The sequence below is a fragment of the Frateuria sp. genome (assembly GCF_013362045.1).
In the GTDB taxonomy this organism is placed as follows: Bacteria; Pseudomonadota; Gammaproteobacteria; order Xanthomonadales; family Rhodanobacteraceae; genus Frateuria_A.
Genome location: NZ_JABFWW010000190.1, coordinates 16070 through 36692, shown reverse-complemented (window position 1 = coordinate 36692; position 20623 = coordinate 16070). Strand labels below are relative to the sequence as shown.

16 protein-coding genes are annotated in these 20623 nt (G+C 68.3%); 15 read left to right on the top strand and 1 reads right to left on the bottom strand.

All coding sequences use genetic code 11. From position 1 onward, the window contains the following. The first annotated feature begins 249 nt into the window (after positions 1–249). From HOQ08_RS08900 to HOQ08_RS08870, 7 genes are all read left to right on the top strand, one after another. Entirely contained in the window at positions 250–1467 is a 1218-nt protein-coding gene (locus tag HOQ08_RS08900; protein WP_291193427.1) for a polysaccharide pyruvyl transferase family protein, read from the top strand. Positions 1468–1481: 14 nt separating this feature from the next. Further along, a complete protein-coding gene (locus tag HOQ08_RS08895; protein ID WP_291193425.1) occupies positions 1482–2402 on the top strand; it encodes a glycosyltransferase family 2 protein in 921 nt (306 codons plus the stop codon). Between the two features lie 5 nt (positions 2403–2407). Then, entirely contained in the window at positions 2408–3454 is a 1047-nt protein-coding gene (locus tag HOQ08_RS08890) for an EpsG family protein (RefSeq protein WP_291193423.1), read from the top strand. A gap of 115 nt (positions 3455–3569) precedes the next feature. After that, the gene (locus HOQ08_RS08885) at positions 3570–5051 is read left to right on the top strand and encodes an asparagine synthase-related protein (protein ID WP_291193421.1); all 1482 of its coding nucleotides are present in this window, start codon (positions 3570–3572) and stop codon (positions 5049–5051) included. Between the two features lie 157 nt (positions 5052–5208). Next, positions 5209–6672 carry an asparagine synthase-related protein gene (locus tag HOQ08_RS08880; RefSeq protein ID WP_291193419.1) on the top strand — a complete coding sequence of 488 codons (1464 nt, stop codon included), beginning with the start codon at positions 5209–5211 and terminating at the stop codon, positions 6670–6672. Next, positions 6669–7781, top strand: coding sequence for a right-handed parallel beta-helix repeat-containing protein (locus HOQ08_RS08875; RefSeq protein ID WP_291193417.1), 1113 nt, complete (start codon positions 6669–6671; stop codon positions 7779–7781). The genes HOQ08_RS08880 and HOQ08_RS08875 overlap by 4 nt, the downstream gene beginning before the upstream one ends. Before the next feature lie 49 nt (positions 7782–7830). After that, entirely contained in the window at positions 7831–9000 is a 1170-nt protein-coding gene (locus HOQ08_RS08870) for a glycosyltransferase family 4 protein (RefSeq protein ID WP_291193415.1), read from the top strand. A gap of 93 nt (positions 9001–9093) precedes the next feature. Here the strand turns inward: HOQ08_RS08870 and HOQ08_RS08865 are convergent, their stop codons facing one another. Next, a complete protein-coding gene (locus tag HOQ08_RS08865; RefSeq protein WP_291193413.1) occupies positions 9094–10173 on the bottom strand; it encodes a right-handed parallel beta-helix repeat-containing protein in 1080 nt (359 codons plus the stop codon). 516 nt (positions 10174–10689) lie between these two features. On the opposite strand from HOQ08_RS08865, the gene HOQ08_RS08860 reads away from it, so the two are divergent. From HOQ08_RS08860 to cysN, 8 genes are all read left to right on the top strand, one after another. Next, a complete protein-coding gene (locus tag HOQ08_RS08860) occupies positions 10690–11865 on the top strand; it encodes a right-handed parallel beta-helix repeat-containing protein (protein ID WP_291193411.1) in 1176 nt (391 codons plus the stop codon). Positions 11866–12083: 218 nt separating this feature from the next. Then, complete coding sequence (locus HOQ08_RS08855; protein WP_291193409.1) at positions 12084–12899, top strand: glycosyltransferase family 2 protein; 816 nt, start codon at positions 12084–12086, stop codon at positions 12897–12899. A 58-nt stretch (positions 12900–12957) separates the two neighbouring features. Beyond that, the gene (locus tag HOQ08_RS08850) at positions 12958–13905 is read left to right on the top strand and encodes a glycosyltransferase family 2 protein (RefSeq protein ID WP_291193407.1); all 948 of its coding nucleotides are present in this window, start codon (positions 12958–12960) and stop codon (positions 13903–13905) included. Positions 13906–14023: 118 nt separating this feature from the next. Further along, positions 14024–15532: a lipopolysaccharide biosynthesis protein gene (locus HOQ08_RS08845; protein WP_291193405.1), complete on the top strand. Its 1509-nt coding sequence runs from the start codon at positions 14024–14026 to the stop codon at positions 15530–15532. Between the two features lie 207 nt (positions 15533–15739). Beyond that, positions 15740–16486, top strand: a complete 747-nt coding sequence (locus HOQ08_RS08840; RefSeq protein WP_291193403.1) for a sulfotransferase — start codon at positions 15740–15742, stop codon at positions 16484–16486. A gap of 1 nt (position 16487) precedes the next feature. Then, positions 16488–17588 (top strand): sulfotransferase, encoded by a 1101-nt coding sequence (locus HOQ08_RS08835; RefSeq protein WP_291193401.1) that lies wholly within the window; start codon positions 16488–16490, stop codon positions 17586–17588. A 131-nt stretch (positions 17589–17719) separates the two neighbouring features. Continuing rightward, positions 17720–18706 (top strand): sulfate adenylyltransferase subunit CysD, encoded by a 987-nt coding sequence (cysD, locus tag HOQ08_RS08830; protein ID WP_291193399.1) that lies wholly within the window; start codon positions 17720–17722, stop codon positions 18704–18706. Further along, a complete protein-coding gene (gene cysN / locus HOQ08_RS08825) occupies positions 18706–20604 on the top strand; it encodes a sulfate adenylyltransferase subunit CysN (RefSeq protein WP_291193397.1) in 1899 nt (632 codons plus the stop codon). Before cysD ends, cysN begins: the two co-directional genes overlap by 1 nt. The last annotated feature ends 19 nt before the right edge of the window (positions 20605–20623 follow it).

Here is a 20623-nt window from a genome sequence, read left to right as displayed (position 1 = left end):
AGGTGGAGGAGGCGGGGCTGGCCTACTACGGCATCGGGCGCGGGCGGTCGCTCGCTTCGGTCCCGGTGCCGTCGGCAGCCGCGCTGCGGCCTGCGGCAACGGCCTGAGCAGGTGCCCGTCGCCGGTTGCCCGGAGGCGCGGCCGGTCGATCCGCCCGCCGGGCGAGGCTGCATCCGCCGGCTGCCGCCTCAAGCCGCCGAGACCGTCGCGGCACGCCATCTCCCGCACTTCCTTAAGCCAGGACGCTCCGTGAAACGTTTCTACCTCTCCGGACAGCGCACGTTCCGCAACCGCGGTTGCGAGGCGATCGTGCGCAGTACGGCCGCCCTGCTGAAGGACCAGTTCGGCGAGGTGGAGGTGCTGGTGCCCTCGGTCAACATCGCGCGCGACAGTGCGCAATGGGCGCACGCCGCCGACTACGGCGTGCGCTTCGTGCGCGCCTACTTGCCGCCGCCGACGCGCTACTGGGTGCATCTGCAAAGCCTGCCGTTGCCGCTGATCAAGCGCGCGGGCTGGCCGTTCCCGATGCCCCACTGGCTGCGCCGCCAGCTGGAAACGGTCGATGCCGTGCTGGCCGTGGGCGGGGACAACTACTCGCTCGACTACCGCATCCCCACGCCGATCATGAGCGTGGACGCCTGGGCGATGGACATGGGCAAGCCGGTAGTGCTGTGGGGTGCCTCGGTGGGTCCGTTCGAGCGCGAGCCGGAGTTCGTCGAGCCGGTGACGCGCCACCTGGCGCGCATGCATTTCGTGGCCACGGGCGAATCGATGAGCCACGACTACCTGATCCACAAGCTGGGCCTGCGCAACGTGATCCGCATGGCCGAGCCCTCGTTCATGCTCGGCAAGGAGCCGGTGGACCTCAAGCCGTTCTGGCCCCGCGGCGAGGGCCACGTGCTTGGCCTCAACGTCAGCCGCCTGGTCGAGCGCCACAAGCGGCACGACAAGAACGTACAGGCGGAGCTGGAAACCTTCATCCGCCGCGCCGTGAAGGACTACCGGCTGGGCGTGCTGCTGATCCCCCACGCCGACCCCCTGCGCGACGACGTGCATGGCGGCGACGCGCAATACATGGCGCCGCTGCTGGAGCGGCTGGCCGACCTGGGCGATGCGGTCAAGACGATGCCCAACACCTTCAATGCGGCGCAGACCAAGTACGTCATCAGCTACCTGCGCTTCTTCATCGGCGCGCGCGCGCATGCGGTGATCGCGGCGCTCTCCAGCGGGGTGCCCACCGTCTCGATCGCCTATAGCGTCAAGGCCTGCGGCATCAACCGCGACATGTTCGGCAACCAGGAGACGGTGCTGCAGGCGCGCAACCTCTCCGCGCGGACGCTGCGCGAGTCGCTGGAGCGGCTGGTGCAACGGGAGCATGCCATGCGCGACCTGCTCGAACTGCGCCTCGTCGAATCGCAGCTGGCCGCGCGCGCCGCCACCGCGCGCATTTCCGAATGCCTTTGCTGAATACCGGAGCGACCATGCAAGCGAACAATGAAGCGGGCAAGCTGCGCAGCGACGAGAGCGTCGGCCTGGCGCCCGCCGGCGCGGCTCCCGCCCCGCGACCGACCGCGCCGGTGAGCGTGGTGGTGCCCTGCTACCGATGCGTCGACACGATCGAGCCGGCAGTGGCCTCGATCGCCGCCCAGACGTTGATCCCGGCGGAAGTGCTGCTGGTCGACGACTGCAGCGGCGACGGCACGCTCGAGCAACTGCACGAGGTGGCGCGCAGCTACCCGGTGGGCTGGGTCAGGGTACTGACGCTGCCGCGCAACGGCGGCCCGTCCGCCGCGCGCAACCTCGGCTGGGCGCACGCGCGCCAGACCTACGTGGCCTTCCTGGACGCCGACGACACCTGGCACCCGGAGAAGCTCTCGATCCAGATGGACGCGCTGGCCGATGATCCGCAGATCGCCCTGATCGCGCATGCTATGAACGTGCAGCCGCGCACGCAGCCGCCGCCGGTCGTGCGCTACCCGGTCGCGGTGCGCGTGCTGCCGGCGAAGCTTCCCCTGCTGGGCAGCCCGTTTCCCACCGCCTCGATCGTGCTGCGGCGGGACCTGCCCTTCCGCTTCGACGAAAACCGCCGGCGCGCCGAGGACTTCATGCTCTGGGCGCAGGTGCTCCTGTCGGGCCATCGCTGTGCGCGCATCGATCCGGTGCTGGCCTCGTGGCACAAGCCGCCTTTCGGCGCCGGCGGACTGAGCGGCGACATGCCGGCGATGTACGCGGCCGCGCGCGACGTGCGCCGCAGCCTGCACGCACTGGGGCTGCTGAGCTGGCCGCGCATGCGCGCGGCCGACGCGCTCAGCCTGCTCCGCTACGGACGGCGCATCGTGCTCACCCGTGCACGGCGGCTTGCCGCCGATCCGCAAGCCCCCCGTCTCGACCAGGCGAGTTGACGACCATGGACCAGACCCTTGCATTGAACGACACCCCATCCAACACCAACGCCCGCGTGATGCTGGCGCTGATGATGGTGGGCGCGGTGATGCTGTTCATCGACATGGCGGTGGGCAGCCGCGGCCTCGACATCGGCACCGACACGCCGGTGTACGCCGGCCTGTACAACGCGATGACCCATCATGGCCTAGTGCAGAGCCGCTTCGAGCCGGTGTTCTATTACCTTACCGCGGGCATCGCTGGCCTGGGCGTGAGCCTGGCCACCTACCAGAGCGCGCTGTTCCTGGTGATGATGGCCACCGTGGTGGTGGCCACCCGCCGCTACCACGCCTACCTGCAGAGCGAGACGCGCTACATGACCTTCCTGGTCGCCTCGCTGCTGTTCCTGTTCGTTTCGCCGGTGATGTCCAACGCCTCGATCAACGTGGTGCGCCAGGGGCTGGCCTCGCTGCTGGTGTTCACCGCACTGCTGGCGTTCCACCAGCGGCAGTGGCGGGCCTTCATGCTGTGGGGGTTGCTGGCGGCCGGCTTCCATTACTCCGCGGTCCTGTACCTGCTGTTCGCGCCGGTGCTGCTGCTCAAGCCGAAGCTGCAGCGCGCGCTGGGCATTGCCGCATTCCTCGCCTACTGCAGCGGCCTGACCATGCTGGTGGTGGGCGCGCTGGTGCCCGGCGTCTATGCGCTGGTGATGGCCTATGACGGCAGCGCCACCTACCGCACCGGCGTGCGGCTGGATTTCGCGGTCTTCTCGCTGTTCTGGTACCTGCTGCCCTTCATCGTCGCGCCGCTGGTGCGCGAGCCGGTGCGCGACCGGATCAACCGCAGCACGGCCATCTACCTGGTATTGATGCTGCCGTTCTTCGCCGTCGGCTGGGGCAATTTCTCCAACCGCTACCTGCTGCCGGCGTGGCTGTCGGCCTCGCTGATGCTGGCGGCGATCTGCTGCGACAACCGGCTCTCGCCGCTGCGCAATCCGATCGTGCTGCGCATGGGGCTGGTTGCCGCCTGCGGGGTCTTCTACTTCTACGTGACGCGGGGAATCGTGGTCTGACCCGTTGCCCGCCGCTTGCGGCGGGCGGCGGCCGCATGGCCGGTTGCGTTGCGAGCCGGCCGTAAACGCTGCGTGCGACGCGCAAGAGCGCGCAGCGTCCATCGAGGGTGCACTCATGACGGTCACCATCGCAGTCCCAGCCGCGGCGACGGGGCGCCGCATCCAGATCGGACTTTCGCCGCACGCGGGCGCGCCGGACTTCGCGCCGCTGGCCGACTATCCCGGCGGCGCCGCGGCGCTCGACCTGGTATCGGTCGCCGACCTGCTGCGCAACTCCTTCGTCTATCCGCCGCACACGATCTACAAGGACGTCAAGGTCGCCACCACCGGCTTCGATCCGTCGCAGGACCTGCACGACAGCCCGCGCTTCCACTTCGCCCGCCAGTCGGCCGCGGCGATGGCCCGGCCGGCCGCCGCCGCGGTGGACGCCCGCACGCTGGTGGATACCTACCATCGCCTGCTGTGCAGGGCGGTGGCGGAGAGTACCGCCGCGATGAGCACGCCCTGGCTGCTGCAGAGCGGCGGCAAGGACTCCACCTCGATGGCCATCGCCATGGCCGAGGCGCGCCCGCAGACCACCTGCATAACCTACCTGGGCGGCTCGGAGGAGAACGAGGTGGCGTCGGCGCGCCTGGTGGCGCGGCGGTTGGGGCTGCGCCACGAAGCGCTGGTGTGCGACCCGGCGCGTGCCTATGGGCGCTACCTGGCGATGGTGCCGCGGATGCCGCTGCTCACGGCCGATTTCGCCGTGCTGTCGTATGCGGATCTGGCCACCGAGATCGGCGCCCGCGGCGGCGACGGCATCGTCGATGCGCTCGGCTCGGATCCGTACTTCGGAGTGCCGGCGCCCTGGCAGCAGCGCATGCTCGGCCTGCTCGCGCGCGGGTTGCGGCTGCCGGCCTGGATATTCCGGTCCGGTCTGGTCGGGCGCAACTTCAAGCTCTGCTACGCGCTGGGCACGCTGCAGATGGACGCGTTCGAGCGCTTCTATGCCGGCTCGCGCTTCACCGACGCCGAGGTCGATGCGCTGTTCGGCCAGCGCGTCGCCGACCGTTCGCGCCAGCGGCTGGAATTGTTCCGCTCGGACATTGCCGCGGCCAAGACGCAGGAGGCGCGCCGCCGCGTCTCGGCCACGATCGTGGAAGCGGCGATCTTCGGCAAGGGCATGTACGCCGCCAGCGCGCTCGGCCTGCGGCTGGCCTATCCCTATTGCGAGGCGCCGCTGTGCGACTGGGTGTTCCACCAGGTGCCCGACGACTACCTGATGGCGCCGGACGGCACCAACAAGGTGCTGGTGCGCCGGCACATCGCGCGGCATTTCGAGCAGTTGCCCTACGTCCAGCACAAGGGCTCGTTCCGTTTCGACCTGTGCGGCCTGGCGCGCCTGCGTTTCGACCAGGTGCATGACTTCGCCATGCAGGCGCAGCCGCTGTTGCCGGGCGCGCCGCGCTGGCTGGAGGCGCATCGCCACCGGCTGTACAACAAATACTTCGCGTCCAAGTTCTACCTGCTCGCGATCGTGCTGCCCTGGCTGCTCGATCGCATGAAGGCGGCGCAGGTTCCCGCGGACGCGCCAGCTGCACCGCTGCAAATGTGAACGCGTGCAAAAGCCGGAAACAGGATGCGCGCGACGGCGGCGCGTTTTCACCCGGCGATGGCAATCGCACTGTTATCTCGAACGCATCGAGCATGACGCCGCGCGACGACGCGGCACGCGCTCCTTGCCCCGATCCACAGCAAACGAAACCGACGCCATGGCCTCCTCCGCAGTCGCACTGCAGCAGCCCGATCCCCTCATCAAGCTCAGTACCTCACCCTACCGTGGGGAAGTGGATTTCACGCCGCTGTCGGGGCTGGGCGGCGGCCGTCCGCTGGACCCGGTCTCGATCGCCGACCTGCTGCGCAACGCCTTCGTCTACCCGCCCCATTCGATCTACCGCGACGTGAAGGTCGCCAGCCTCGGCTTCGACCCGGAGCGCGACCTGCATACCTCGCCCCAGTACACCTTCGCCTACCGGTCTTCGCCTGCGCCGACGCGCCCGGCGGAGCAGGCGGTCGACGAGGGGACACTGCTCGAGACCTACCACCGCCTGCTGTGCGAGGCAGTCAGCCGTTCGACCGCGGGCATGCATTCGCCCTGGCTGCTGCAGAGCGGCGGCAAGGATTCCACTTCGCTGGCGATCGCGGTGTCCGAAGCGCGGCCGGACACGCGCTGCCTGACCTACCTCGGCGGCCGCGAGGAGGACGAGGTGACCTCGGCCCGCTCGGTCGCGCGCCAACTCGGCCTGCGCCACGAGGCGCTGGTCTGCAAGCCGTCGCGCGCATACGACCGCTACCTGGCGATGGTGCCGCGCATGCCGCTGCTGTCGGCCGACTTCGCGCTGCTGTCGTATGTCGACCTGACCACCGAGATAGCCCAGAGCGGCGGCGACGGGGTCATCGACGGGCTCGGTTCGGACGTCTATTTCGGCACGCCGGTGGACCTCAAGCGCAAGCTGCTCACCCGGCTGGCGCGCAGCGTGCCCCTTCCCGCCGGGCTGTTCGATGCGCGGCCCTTCAGCCACAGCTTCGCCGCCTGCTTCGTGCTGGCGACGCTGGGGATGGACCCGTTCGAGCGCTATTTCCCCGGCTCGCGCTTCAGCGACGCGGAGGTCGACCGCCTGCTCGGCCGGCAGGTAGCGGCGCAATCGCGGCAACGCCTGCAGGTGTTCCGCGACGAGCTGGCGGCCACCCGCACGGCCGAGGCGCGCAAGCGCGTTTCGGCAGCCATCGCCGAGGCGGCGGCGGCCTTTCCCAAGGGGCAGTACACGACCACCGCGCTGGGCTTGCGCCAGGCCTACCCCTTCTGCGATGCGCAGTTGCGGGAGTGGGTCTACCGCGAGGTGCCGGACGCGCAGCTGATCGACCGCGACGGCCACAACAAGCCGCTGGTACGCAAGCACATCGCCCGGCGCTTCGCCGAACTGCCGTACGTGAAGGCCAAGGGCAGCTTCCGCTTCGACCTGTGCGGCCTGGCCGCGGAGCGCTTCGAGCAGGTGCACGCCTTCGCGGTCGAGGCACGGGAACTGATGCCCGGCGCGATGCGCTGGCTGGAGGCGCACCGCGACCGCATGGACAACAAGTTCTTCGCTTCCAAATTCTACCTGCTGGCGATCGCCCTGCCGTGGCTGCTCAGCCGCGTGGATGCCGGCACGCCGGTGTGGGAGGAACACGCATGAGCCAGCATGACGAAGCCGCCCGCCGGGCGTTCCTGCGTCGCGCCCTGGCGCTGGCCACCGCCACGCTGCTCGCGCCGGCGTCATACCGCGTCGCCGCGAAAGACGTCGTCATCGACGTGCGCACTAAGGGCGCGCGCGGCAACGGCAACGACGACGATACTTCGGCGATCCAGGCGGCGATCGATGCATTGCCAAGCAGCGGCGGCACGGTGCACGTGCCCGCCGGCAACTACATGGTCGACGCCTCGCATGCGATCAACCTGCGTTCCAACGTGCGCCTGGACATGGCGCCGGACGCCCGGCTGACCGCGCTGCCCAACGCGCTCAAGCGCTATCACATCATCAAGGTGTGGGATGCGGACAACGTGCAGATCACCGGCGGCCGCATCGTCGGCGAGCGCGACCTGCACCAGGACGTCCAGGGCGAGTGGGGCTACGGCATCAACATCACCGGCTCGCACAACGTAACGGTCACGGGCACCCATATCTCCGGCTGCTGGGGCGACGGCGTGCTGATCAGCGCCAAGGGCAAAGGCGCGAACATGGAGATGGCCTCGGACATCACGCTGCAGGACGTGGTGTGCACCAACAACCGCCGCCAGGGCATGTCGCTGGGTCCGTGCCAGCGCGTGCGCATCCTCAACTGCACCTTCAGCGATACCCAGGGCACCAAGCCGCAGTCGGGCATCGACCTGGAGCCGATGGGGCAGGGCCAGGTCAGCGACGTGCTGATCCAGGGCTGCACGATGACCGGCAACAAGGGCTGCGGGGTGGAGATCCACCGCAACGTGTCGGGCCTGGTGATCCGCCAGTGCACGATCCAGGACAACTCCAGCTACGGCATCCTGGCGGTGGACATGGACAACCTGTGGGTCGACGGCAACACCATCGCCAGCAACGGCATGAACGGGATCACCCTGGGCGGGCATACCAGTGACGTGAAGATCACCGGCAACACCCTATCGTCCAACAGCACGCGCTATCTGCACCGTGCGCTCAAGTCGCTCGTTTCCGGACCGCGCGGAGGCGGCGGCTCGCACAAGCTCGACCTGCGCATCGACGACTCCACCTCCAACGTGCACGTCTCCGGCAACACCTTCAATTCCTAGCGCGTCGATCCGCGCGGGCTGGAGCACCAACGCAAGGGACTCCCAAGCGATGAAATTCGTCTTCTACGCCAACACCGACTGGTACCTTTACAACTTCCGCCTGTCCACCGCGCAACGGCTGCAGGCGGACGGGCACGACGTGGTGATGCTCTCGCCGCCGGGTCCGTTCGGCGGCCGCTTCGCCGCGCGCGGCTTCCGCTGGATCACGCTGCCGATGGACCGCGCCAGCCTCAACCCGCTGCGCGAAGCGATGACCCTGCGGCACCTGGTGCGCGTGCTTCGCCGCGAGAAGCCGGACCTGCTGCACAACTTCACCGTCAAGTGCGCGGTGTACGGCGGCGCTGCCGCGCGGCTGGCCGGGGTGCCGGCGACCGTCAATGCCGTGGCCGGCATGGGCTACGTGTTCACCAGCAACAGCATCAAGGCGCGCTGCCTGCGCCCGCTGGTGCAGGCGATGATGCGCGGCTCGCTCGACCATCGGCGCTCGCTGCTGGTGCTGCAGAACCCGGACGACGCGGAGATCTTCCGCCGCGCGCGGCTGGTGGCCGAGGACCGCATCCACGTCATCCGCAGCTCCGGCGTGGACACCTCGCGCTTCCGGCCCAGCTCCATGTCCGGCCGCGACGGCCGGCTGCGCGTGCTGCTCGCCGCACGCCTGTTGTGGGAGAAGGGCATCGGCGAATACGTCGAGGCCGCGCGGCAGCTCAAGGCGCAGGGGCGCGACGTCGAGTTCGTGCTCGCCGGCGCCCCCGACCCGGGCAATCCGCGCTCGGTCAGGCCCGCGCAAGTGCAGCGCTGGGCGGAGGAGGGCGTGATCACCTGGCTGGGCCACGTCGAGGACATGCCCGCGCTGCTTTCCACCATCGACGTGATGGCGCTGCCGAGCTACTACCGCGAGGGCGTGCCCAAGAGCCTGATCGAGGGCGCCGCCGCCGGCCTGGCGCTGATCACCACCGACGAGCCGGGCTGCCGCGAGGTGGTCGCCCGGCATGGCGTGGACGGCCTGGTGGTGCCGCCGCGCGACGCCGATGCGCTGGCTGCGCTGGTCGCCCGCCTGGACGACGATCGCGAACTGCTCGCCCGCCTGGGCGCAAAGGCCCGCGAAAAGGCGCTGGGCGAGTTCGACGAGCGGATGGTCATCCAGCGCACGCTGGACGTCTACGAGCGTCTGTTGGGCACCGACGCGCCCGGCGTCTCCTTCGCCCGTCCGGTTTCCTGATCGACGACAAAGAAAACGCCGGGGCAGTGTTCTGCCCCGGCGTTTGCGTGTGCGCGGCCATCGACCGTGCCACCCGTGTTGCGACGGATCGCCTTACCTGCGCGGCGTCAGCGTGTTGTTGCCAACCGAGTTGGAGTAGGTCTTGGAACCGACCTGGATGTCGCGGTTGGAATCGCCGCCGGCATGGGTCGGCGAGATGTAGCGCGTGCTGTTGTATTGCAGCTTGTTGTAGCGCACGGACGAGTTGTGCGTGGTGCCGCTGAGGCCCACGCCGGCCAGGCCGTTGCGCGTCGCGTAGTTGCTGGTGATGTAGACGTAGGGCGAGCTGACCGCCAGCGCGCCGAAGCCGCGGTTGCCGCTCAGGGTGTTGCCGACGATGGTGATGTTGGAGATGTTGTCGTGCAGCTCGATGCCGTTGCCGTGGTTGCCGGAGAAGGTGTTCTTCTCGAGGCGGACGGTGCGCACCGGCCCTTCCTTCTGCGGCTCGATGTCGATGCCGGCCTCGGGCAGCGTGCCCTTGGTGTTCTTGAAGGTGCTGTTGACCACGTAGACATGCGTTGCCGGGCCCATCGACATGCCCTGGCGGCGGTTGTTGCTGGACACCACGCCGTTCACGGTCACGTAGTCGGAGAGGACCTGGCTGCGGCTGGTGGTGATGGCGCCGATGAACATGCCGTCGCCCCAGAAGTTCGAAAGGCTCACTCCCTTGACCAGCACGTGCTTCGAGCCGGAGACGTTGATGCCGTAGCCCCACTCGCCGCCGGTGCCGCGGTGGCTGTAGCGGTCGCCGGTCATCTTGCCGCCGGTGATCACGACGTTGTTGACGTTCCACACCTTGACCACCCAGTAGCGGCCGGCGCTGTTCGGGATGACGGCCAGCTCGGCCGAGGGATCGAGCTTGAGGCGGGTGTGCGAGCGCATCCGGATCGGCTTGAGCGCGTTGATCATGTAGCGCCCGGGCGGGACGTAGATCGTGCCGCCGGTGGAGGGCAGCGCATTGACGGCGGCCTGGATGGCGGCAGTGTCGTCATGCGAGCCGTTGCCGAGCGCGCCCTTGTTCTTGACGTTGATGGTGGCGGAACCGATCGAGATGCTCGGCGAGGCGTTCCACCAGGTGGTTGCGGCAGCGGGAAGCGCCACGGCAGACAGTCCCAGCGAAGCGATAGCGATCATCAAGGACTTCTTCGGGGAGAACGTGCGCTTGGCGGTGGCCGGCTTAGCCGATGACTGGGTGTCGTGTAGTTTCATCATCAGGGGTTGACTCTCTCGTCACGTGAAAGTGACGCGGACCATGCAGGACGTCGTCCGGGCTAACAAGCTCGACCATTAGCTTAGGTTCATGTAGATCGCGGCAGGCCCCGCGGTTGCGTCGGCGCACGCTGCCCTGCGCCTGCGCGGGTGCATGCCGCAAGGGGTTTTCCTGCGCTCGTTGGCGCGCGATGTACGTGCATCGCGCGACGTGAGCAGGCGCCTGCCTGCGTGCCCGGCGCCGCATAACGTGATGGAGTTGGCCGCAGCTTCTTCACGCGAGGTTGGCGTTCACTCCACCTTTTGCCAACGTGATCATGGAATCGCCACTCGGGTGTCCCTGTCGAGCTTGCTTAGGTACGTGACGATCGCGCATTTTTTGCGTGAGCTTCGCGTGAACGAAGCCTCATACCCGACAACCACTCGAGACCTTCGGTTGCCATGAACATCCTCGCCAAGAACCACAAGCCCGCGTCTGCCCGTTCCGTTGCCGCGAAGAATTTCCTCAAGAAGCCGCTGGCGCTGGCGCTGACCGCCGTCGCCCTTTCCCTCGCCGCCGCGCCTTCGTTCGCGGCCGACTGGTGGACGTCGATGCCTGCGACGGTCACCGGCAGGACCACCATCAACGTCCGCACCATGGGCGCGCTGGGCGATGGCGTGCATGACGACACCGCCGCCTTCCAGGCCGCCGTCAACGCGCTGCCCGCCGACGGCGGCACCGTGTACGTCGGCGCCGGCCACTACATGATCAACGCGCTCAAGCCGATCCAGATGCGCTCGCACACCCGCCTGCTGATGGCCTCCACGGCCACGCTGGAAGTCATTCCCAACAGCGCCAGCCGCTACTGGCTGATCAAGGTGTGGAACGTCAACAACGTGCGCATCGTCGGCGGCAACCTGGTCGGCGACCGCGTCAAGCACATGGGCACCACCGGCCAGTGGGGCTACGGCATCAACATCTCCGGCTCGCAGAACGTGGTGGTCAAGCAGGTCAAGCTGTCCAACTTCTGGGGCGACGGCCTGCTGGTCGGCGCCATCACCACCAGCCGCAGCCAGGTGCTCTCCGACTACGTGACCGTGACCGGCGTGGTGTCCAGCAACAACCGCCGCCAGGGCATCACGATCGCCCCGTCCTCGCACGTCTACATCGTCGGCAACACCTTCAAGAACAGCAACGGCACGCTGCCGGAAGCGGGCATGGACATCGAGCCGCAGACCGAAGGCCCGGTCACTGCCGTGCGCGTGGAGAACAACGTGTTCTCCGGCAACAACGGCAACGGCATCGAACTGCATGCCAACATCTCGGACATCACCTTCGTCAACAACACCCTGACCGGCAACCGCGGCTTCGGCGCCCTGGCGATCAGCTCGGAGTACCTGAACTTCACCGGCAACAACGCCAACAACAACGGCCTGGCCGGCATCGGCGTGAGCGGCACCACGCACGACGTGTCGATCACCGGCAACACGCTGAAGTCCAACAGCACCCGCTACGTCTCGCCGGGCAACACGCGCACCGCGCTGGACCGCGATCTGCAGCTGGGCGCCAACACCTACAACATCTCCGTGTCCGGCAACTACTACTCCAATCCCAACCTCAACGGCTTCACCCAGTAAGCAACACGCTGCTGGCATTCCCCGGGGGCAGCCTATGGCTGCCCCATTTTTTGCCCTACGCGTACCGGCTGCCGGCGAGCTTTGACGACGCCTTGATCGCCCGCGAACCATGCTCTGGCGATACGTCTTCGCCAGGCCGATGCATGAACACGGTGACGCAAGCCCCCGCGGACGCGGATGTCCCGGACCGGAAAGACGCCCCGCGGATGCGGGCGCCGGTGAGCGTGGTGATCCCTTGCTTCCGCTGCGCCAAGACCATCGACGAGGCGGTCGCCTCGATTGCCGCACAGACACTGCCGCCGGCCGAAGTCCTGCTGGTGGACGACGCCAGCGGCAGCGAAACGGTGGAGGCCCTGCACCGCGTTGCGGCCGCCTACGACGCCGACTGGATCAAGGTGATCGTGCTGCCCGCCAACGGCGGTCCATCGCTCGCGCGCAACACCGGCTGGGAGCGGGCGCAACAGCCGTACGTCGCCCTCCTCGACGCCGACGACACCTGGGCGCCGCGCAAACTGGAGCTGCAGATGGCGGCGCTGGACGCGGACCCTGCCATCGCGCTCATCGCCCACCAGATGCCGGTGCGCGCGCGCGGCACCCCCGCCCCCGAGCCGCAGCTGCCCGTGCAAGTGCGCATCGTGGGCCGGCGTACGCTGCTGGTGCGCAATCCCTTCCCGACTTCTTCGGTGGTACTGCGCCGCGACCTGCCGTTCCGCTTCGACGAGGCCTTTCGCCGTTCGGAGGACTACCTGCTGTGGTCGCGGATCGTCTTTTCCGGCTACCGCTGCGCCAAGATCGATCAGGTCCTGGCCATCGCCAACCGGCGCGAGGCCGGTGACGTAGGGCTCAGCGACGACTTTGCCGCGGTCCACCACGGCCGCGCCGTTCTGCGCCGCAAGCTCACGCAGGAAGGGCTGCTCAACTACCGCGAGTACCTCTATGCCAGCGTCGTCGGCGTGGTGAACAAGGCGCGCCTGAAGTTCCTGCGCCGCATGCGGCATCTGCGCGGGCGGGTTTCCTCCCATGGCCACGCGTAGCAGGCCAGGGGCCGACGATGCGGCCGGCGGCCGGGACGGATTCGGGCGGGAGGCGTGCATGAACCTCGGCGTGGTGATCCCCGCGTACCGGTCCGAGCACTGGGTGGCGCGGACGATCCGCTCGGTGCTGGCCGAGGGCGTACCCGCGCGCAACGTCCTCGTGGTCGAGGACGGCGTGTTCGACGCCACCTCGCGGGTGGTCCGGGAGACCGGCGCGCAGTTGATCTCGCTGCCGCAGAACGGCGGCGCGCCGCATGCGCGCAACCTGGGCCTGGCGCAGCTGGACACCCGCTACGTGATGTTCCTGGACGCCGACGACTACGTGGAGAACGGCCTGCTGGCCGGTCTGGTCGGCGCGCTGGAACGAAATGCCGCCGACGTGGCGATCGGCCCCTGGCGCTACCACGGCGAAGGCCGCGAGCGGGGCGTGCTGCGCCAGCCGCCGGAACTGGACAACGGCGAGCGGATCTTCCACTGGATCATCCACGCTTTCTTCCCGCCCTGCTGCATCGCCTGGCGCACCGAGGCCGTGCGCGCGATCGGCGGCTGGGACGAGCGACTGCGCAAGGACCAGGACGGCGAGCTGATGATCCGCGCGCTGACGGGCGGCCTGAAGGTGGCGGTGTCCGCGCAGGGCAACGGCGTCTACTGGCAGCACGATTCGCCGCATCGGGTCACCCGGGCGCAGATCCGCGACGTGATGTATGCCGCCGACATCGTGTTCGAGCAGCTCGAGCGCTGGGTGCGCGGGCAGGACGGACGCGACGGCAGCAACCCCTATGCGCTGGCGCTGGGCCGGGTGTGCTGCAAGAACGCCTGGGTCGCCTTCGCCAACGGCGAAGACGCGCTGGGCGCGCGCTGGAGCGCCAGGGCGCGCTCGTTCGGCCTGGACAGCAAGGGTTACAACGCACGCAGCGCGCTGCTGGCGAGGTTCCTGGGCATCCGCATCTCCTCCCGCATCAAGGCGCGCACGGGCGCCATGTACCGGCGCGTCGCGCAGCGTTGAACGCCGGCGCTGCGCCGCGGGCGAGCCCCGCTATACGGCCGTTTCACGGGCACGCGGCGAATGTTCGCGACCTCGATACATACGCCCCGGGCCGCCTGTGCTCCGTTCCGAATCCGTCATGACCGACACGCACGCGCGCGGCGTCCACCGCATGTTCGACATGCAGCACGTCCACCGCGACCTGCGCCGCCACAGCGTGCGCGGCGCGTTCGCCACCATGCTCAGCCAGGCCGGGCTGTTCTGCGTGCAGCTGGCCGGCATGGCGGTGCTCGCCCGCATGCTGGCGCCGGCCGACTTCGGCGTGTTCGGCAAGACCGTCGCGATGATCGGCTTCGTCACCGTGCTGCGCTCGGGCGGCCTTTCGCTGGCCACCGTGCAGCGCGCGGAGATCAACCACGCGCAGGTGAGCACGCTGTTCTGGCTGAACCTGGCGCTGGGCCTCGCCGCCGCCGCGCTCCTGGCTGCGCTCGGGCCGGCGATGGCGTGGTTCTACCGCGATCCGCGCGTGCTGTGGCTGGTGGTGGCGATGGCCGGCACGATCGTCACCGACAGCCTGGCCATCCAGCACACCGCGCTGATGCAGCGGCAGATGCGCTTCGGCACCATCGGCACGGTCACCGTGGCTGCGCGCATCGCCGGCTTCCTGGTGGCGTTCTGCAGCGCCTGGTTCGGCGCCGGCTACTGGTCGCTGGTGATCCAGTACTACGGCACCAGCGTGGCCATGCTGGTGCTGATGGTGTGGAACTGCCGCTGGTTGCCGGGGTTGCCGCGCCGCCGCGCCGGCGTGCGCCCGATGATCGCGCTGGGGGCGAACCAGAGCGGCTTCAACATCCTCAATTTCGCCAACCGCAACATGGACAACATCCTGATCGGCCGCTTCGTTTCCGACGTGGCGCTGGGCTTCTACACCCAGGCCTACCGGCTGCTGCTGCTGCCGGTGGGGCAGATCAACGCGCCGATATCGGCGGTGGTGCTGCCGGGACTGAGCCGCCTGCAGAACCAGCCCGAGCGCTTCGCGCGCTTCTACTACCGTGCGCTGGGCGCGATCACCTTCCTGGGCATGCCGGTGGTGTGCTTCCTGCTGGCCGATGCGCGCGCAGTCATCGAGATCGCGCTCGGCCACCGCTGGCTGCCGGTGGTGCCGATGTTCCAGGCGCTGGGCGTGGCGGCCTTTTTCGGCACTTTCAACGTCGCCGGCGGGTGGGTCTACAGCGCGCTGGGCGAAACCGCGCGCCAGCTGCGCCAGCAGTTGATCGTCACGCCGCTGACCGTGCTCGGATTCTTCGTCGGCCTGCCGTGGGGCGCGCTGGGCGTGGCGATCTCCTTCAGCGTGACGCGGGCCCTGCTCACCTGGCCCAGCCTCGCCTGGTGCTACCGCGGCACGCCGATCCGCATGCGCCAGACGGCGATCACCCTGGCGCGGCCGGCGGCGGCATCGATCGCCGCCGGGGCGGTGCTGTGGGTACTGCATGCCACCCGCGCCGCCTGGCCGGCCTACTGGGTGGTGCTCGACGCCCTGCTCTACGGCGTGGCCTACCTGGCGGCGTGGTTCGTCATGCCCGGTGGCCGTGCGAACTTGCGCGAGCAGTTGCGGATCGTGGAGGAATTGCGCGCCCGCAAGTCCTGAGCGGGCGGATGCCGATGATCTGGAGCGGCCTGGACGCCGTCTTGATGTGGCCGCTGGGAAGATCTTGCGGTAGCGACCGGCATGAAGGGATTTCTTATGCGCGATTTTCTGAGGGAATTGCCCCATCCCCTCCGGCAGGCAAGCCGATTCGGTCGCACGTGCATCCGCTTCTGTCAGCACCGGGCCGCCCGGGTCTATCCGCAGCCGGTGATCATCGGCGGCAGCCCCAAGTCGGGCACCACGGTCATCGCGGCGCTGCTGGCCAAGGCGGTCGGCGCCCAGTTCAGCAACGATCCGTTCTGGCACGTGCTGTACCACGACGCCAAGGATTTCCTGCTGCCGGACATCCTGGAAGGGCGGCTCACCGTCGACGAGTTCATAAACCGGTTCGGCGCCTACTTCCAGGCGAGGATCATCAAGGATCCCGATTTCGCCTTCCTCTACCCGCAACTGAAAGCTCGGTTTCCGCAATCGCAGCAGGTGTTCATCGTGCGCGACCCGCGCGACAACATCCGCAGCATCCTCAACCGATTGAAGATCCCGGGCAACCTGCGCGAGCTGGAGCCGGAGGACAATTTCATACCGTCCAGCCAGAAGGGCTGGCGCGCGATCGTCGACGGGCGTGGCCTGGCCATCAGCCGCGGCAACTACATCTCCCGCCTGTCCCAGCGATGGTGCCTGGGCACCCGCCAGTATTTCGATGCGAAGTCGTCCATCCATCTGGTGCGCTACGAGGACTTCGTGGCCGACAAGGTGGGCGTGATCGAGCAGCTGGCCGACGACCTCGGGCTGGCGGTCGTCAACGACATCAGCGGCGAAGTGGACAAGCAGTTCCAGCCGCGCGGCGACCGCAATGCGGTGCTGGAAAACTTCTTTGGCCGGGAGAACCTGCGCATCATCGAGGCTACCTGCGCCAAGCCGATGTCCGCCTTCGGGTATGCCGCGGGAGCCTGACATGGAACCGACCGCCTTCACCAACCATCTGCCGGGACAACCAGGTCCATCGCGGCCTCGCGGGCTCGCGTCCGGGCATGCTTTCGCCACTCCGCTCGGCGGCGCCGTCGGCCGCAAGGCCGCCGGCAGCAGCGCGCCGGTGTTCCTGCTCGGATCGCACAAGAGCGGCAGCAGCCTCCTGCGCAGCCTCCTGGACGGTCATCCCGAGCTGGCGGTGCTGCCCAAGGAAACGCACCTGTTCCAGTTCACCAACCACTGGGTGGACTATCGGCGGCGGCGCAACATCCCCCGTCCGCTCGACCGTCAGCAGTTCATCGACCAGTTGCTGCAGCAGATCCGCCAGGACACTGGCCGGGATAATCCCTATGCCGACGCGCCGGGCTTCCACTACCGCATGGAGGTGCTGGAATCGCGCCTGCGCAAGCTCGATCCGCAAGACATGCCCGCGTTCTTCCTCGGCTACATGCGCGCCGCCCACGAGGCAGCGTTCGGCGTGCCGCCCCCGCCCGGGCGCGTGCTGGTGGAGAAGTCGGTGGAACACGCCGAATTCGCCTACGTGCTGGCGAGCTATTTTCCCGGCGCGCGCTTCGTCCACATCGTGCGCAATCCGTACGCCACGCTGGTCGCCGTGCGGCGGATGCTGCAGAAGAAGAGCGCGCGTTTTCCCTATCTATGGCCGATGGCGGCCTCGCTGCACAACTCCTACCACCACCTGTTCACCAATCGCCTTGCCGTACCCAATTACCTGTGCGTGCGCTTCGAGGATCTGGTGTGCGACACCGAGGCGGTCATGCGGAAGGTCGCCGGCTTCCTCGGCATCGGCTACCACCCGACGCTTACCCAGCCGACGGCGATGGGCCGGCTGTGGAGCGGCAACAGCACGAGCAACGAGGCGTTCCGCGGGGTCTCCCGGCGTCCGCTGGAGAAATGGAGGGAGCAGGTCAGCGACTACGAGATAGCCCTCGCGAACCACATTGCCGAGCCGGTGTTCGAGACGTTCGGCTACCGCTGGCGGGAGGCGCGCCATCCCTATCGGCGGGTCCGGTGGGAGCGCCCGAAAACCTACGCGGCCAACCGCTTCGCCCTGTGGCTGGGCATGTGAGGCCGGCGCGCGATGCAGGCCTCGGATATTCCCTGGCGGCATGACGGACGGCTAACGATTTCTTTCACGACCCGATACCTAGGATGCAACGATATGCGTTGCCCTTGCTGCTGGACCGAAAGGACGAGCCCATGAAACTGGCCGCAATGCCGGACGACAACGCGCTTGCGCACGGCAAAGCCGCATCCGGCGGCGGCGCCGCGGAAGTCCACTCCCTGGCCGCTGCCTCCCACCTCAAGCGCCTGGAGGCGGAGAGCATCTACATCATGCGCGAGGTGGCGGCGGAATTCGCCAACCCGGTGATGCTCTATTCGGTGGGCAAGGACTCGTCGGTGCTCCTGCACCTGATGCAGAAGGCGTTCCATCCGGCGGCGCCGCCGATACCGCTGCTGCACGTGGACACCACCTGGAAATTCCGCGAGATGATCGCCTTCCGCGACCGCCGGGCGAAGGAAACCGGGTGCCGGCTGCTCGTGCACACCAACCAGGAGGGCGTGGCGCAGGGCGTCGGTCCGTTCACGCACGGCGCCGCCGTGCACACCGACATCATGAAGACGCAGGCGCTGAAGCAGGCGCTTACCCAGTACAAGTTCGATGCGGCGATCGGCGGTGCGCGCCGCGACGAGGAGAAATCGCGCGCCAAGGAGCGCGTGTTCTCCTTCCGCAATGCGCAGCAGCGCTGGGACCCCAAGAGCCAGCGGCCGGAGCTCTGGAACCTCTACAACGCGCGTGTCCACAAGGGCGAGAGCGTGCGCGCGTTCCCGCTGTCGAACTGGACGGAGCTGGACATCTGGCTCTACATCTACCGCGAGAACATCCAGGTGCCTTCGCTGTACCTGGCCAGGGAACGTCCGGTGGTCGAGCGCGACGGCCAGCTGATCATGGTCGACGACGAGCGCATGCCGCTCGCGCCGGGCGAGGTGCCGCAGATGCGCAAGGTGCGCTTCCGCACGCTGGGCTGCTATCCGCTCACCGCGGCGATCGAGTCGCAGGCCGACACGCTGCCGGCGGTGATCCAGGAAATGCTGGTGGCGCGCACCTCCGAGCGCCAGGGCCGCATCATCGACCACGACGCCTCGGCCTCGATGGAGAAGAAGAAGCAGGAGGGCTATTTCTGATGGCCAAGCGCATGGAATCGGCGGCGGGCGCGGTCACCGCGATCGACGACTACCTGCAGCGGCACGAGACCAAGAGCCTGCTGCGCTTCATCACCTGCGGCAGCGTGGACGACGGCAAGAGCACCCTGTTGGGGCGCCTGCTGTACGACACCAAGCTGCTGTTCGACGACCAGCTGGCGGCGCTGGAGGGCGACAGCCTGCGCCACGGCACGCAGAACGGGCAGCTTGATTTCGCGCTGCTGGTCGACGGCCTGGCGGCCGAGCAGGAGCAGGGCATCACCATCGATGTGGCGTACCGCTTCTTCAGCACGGACAGGCGCAAGTTCATCGTCGCCGACTGCCCGGGGCACGAGCAGTACACCCGCAACATGGCCACCGGCGCCTCCACCGCGGACCTGGCCGTCGTGCTGGTCGATGCGCGCAAAGGCCTGCTGACGCAGACGCGCCGCCACACCTACATCTGCGGCCTGCTCGGCATCCGCCACGTGCTGCTGGCGGTCAACAAGATGGACCTGGTCGGCTATGCGCAGGGCGTCTTCAAACGCATCGAGAGCGATTACCGCGTGGTCGCCGCGCAGATGGGCATCGGGCACGTCACCGCGGTGCCGCTGTCCGCGCTGCATGGCGAGAACGTCTCGCGCCGCTCGAGCGCGATGGGCTGGTACAAGGGCCCGAGCCTGCTCGAACAACTGGAGTCCGCGCAGGTCGACCGCGCGGCAAGCAAGCTCGGCTTCCGCATGCCGGTGCAGTGGGTATGCCGGCCCAACCAGAACTTTCGCGGCTATGCAGGACAGGTCGTGGCCGGCTCCATCGCGCCGGGCGACGAGGTGGTGGCGCTGCCCAGCGGCGTGCGCTCGCGCGTGGCGCGCATCGTCACCGCCGACGGCGACCTGCCGCGCGCCGGCGTCGGCGACGCCGTGGCGATCCAGCTGGAAGACGAGCGCGACATCAGCCGCGGCGACGTGATCGCCAGCATCTCGCAACCGCCGCAGGTGGCCGACCAGTTCGCCGCGCACGTGCTGTGGATGGACGCTTCCGCGTTGCTGCCGGGACGCCCTTACTGGATGAAGATCGGTGCGCGCCTGGTCACCGCGCAGGTCACCGACATCAAGCACCGCGTCGACGTGAATACCCAGGAGAAGCGGGCGGCCAAGCGCCTGGAGCTCAACGAGGTGGGCTATTGCAACCTCGGCCTGGACCACGCGATCGCATTCGAGGCCTACGACGACTGCCACGAGCTCGGCGGGTTCATCCTGATCGACCGCCAGACCAACGCCACCGTTGCCGCAGGCACGCTCAACTTCGCCCTGCGCCGCGCCGACAACATCCACTGGCAGCACACCGACGTCGACCGCGTCGCGCGCGCCCGCATCAAGGGCCAGAACCCGGCGTGCCTGTGGTTCACCGGCCTGTCCGGCTCGGGCAAATCGACCATCGCCAACCTGGTGGAAAAGCGGCTGCACGCGATGGGCTATCACACCTACATGCTGGACGGCGACAACGTGCGCCATGGCCTCAACCGCGACCTCGGCTTCACCGAGGAGGACCGCGTGGAGAACATCCGCCGCGTGGCCGAAGTGGCCAGGCTGATGGCGGACGCCGGCCTGATCGTGATGGTGTCCTTCATCAGCCCGTTCCGCAGCGAGCGCGGCATGGCCCGTGGGCTGTTCGGCGAAGGCGAATTCCGCGAGGTGTTCGTGGATACGCCGCTGGAGGTGTGCGCACAGCGCGACCCCAAGGGCCTGTACGCCAAGGCGCGTGCCGGGCGCATCAGGAACTTCACCGGCATCGATTCGCCGTACGAGCCGCCGGAGCGGCCGGAACTGCACCTGCAGACGCAGGGAGCGTCGGTGGATGAGCTGGCGCAGCGGGTGATCGATACGCTGTTCGGCGAGTAGGCGCGCGGGAGCACGCCCT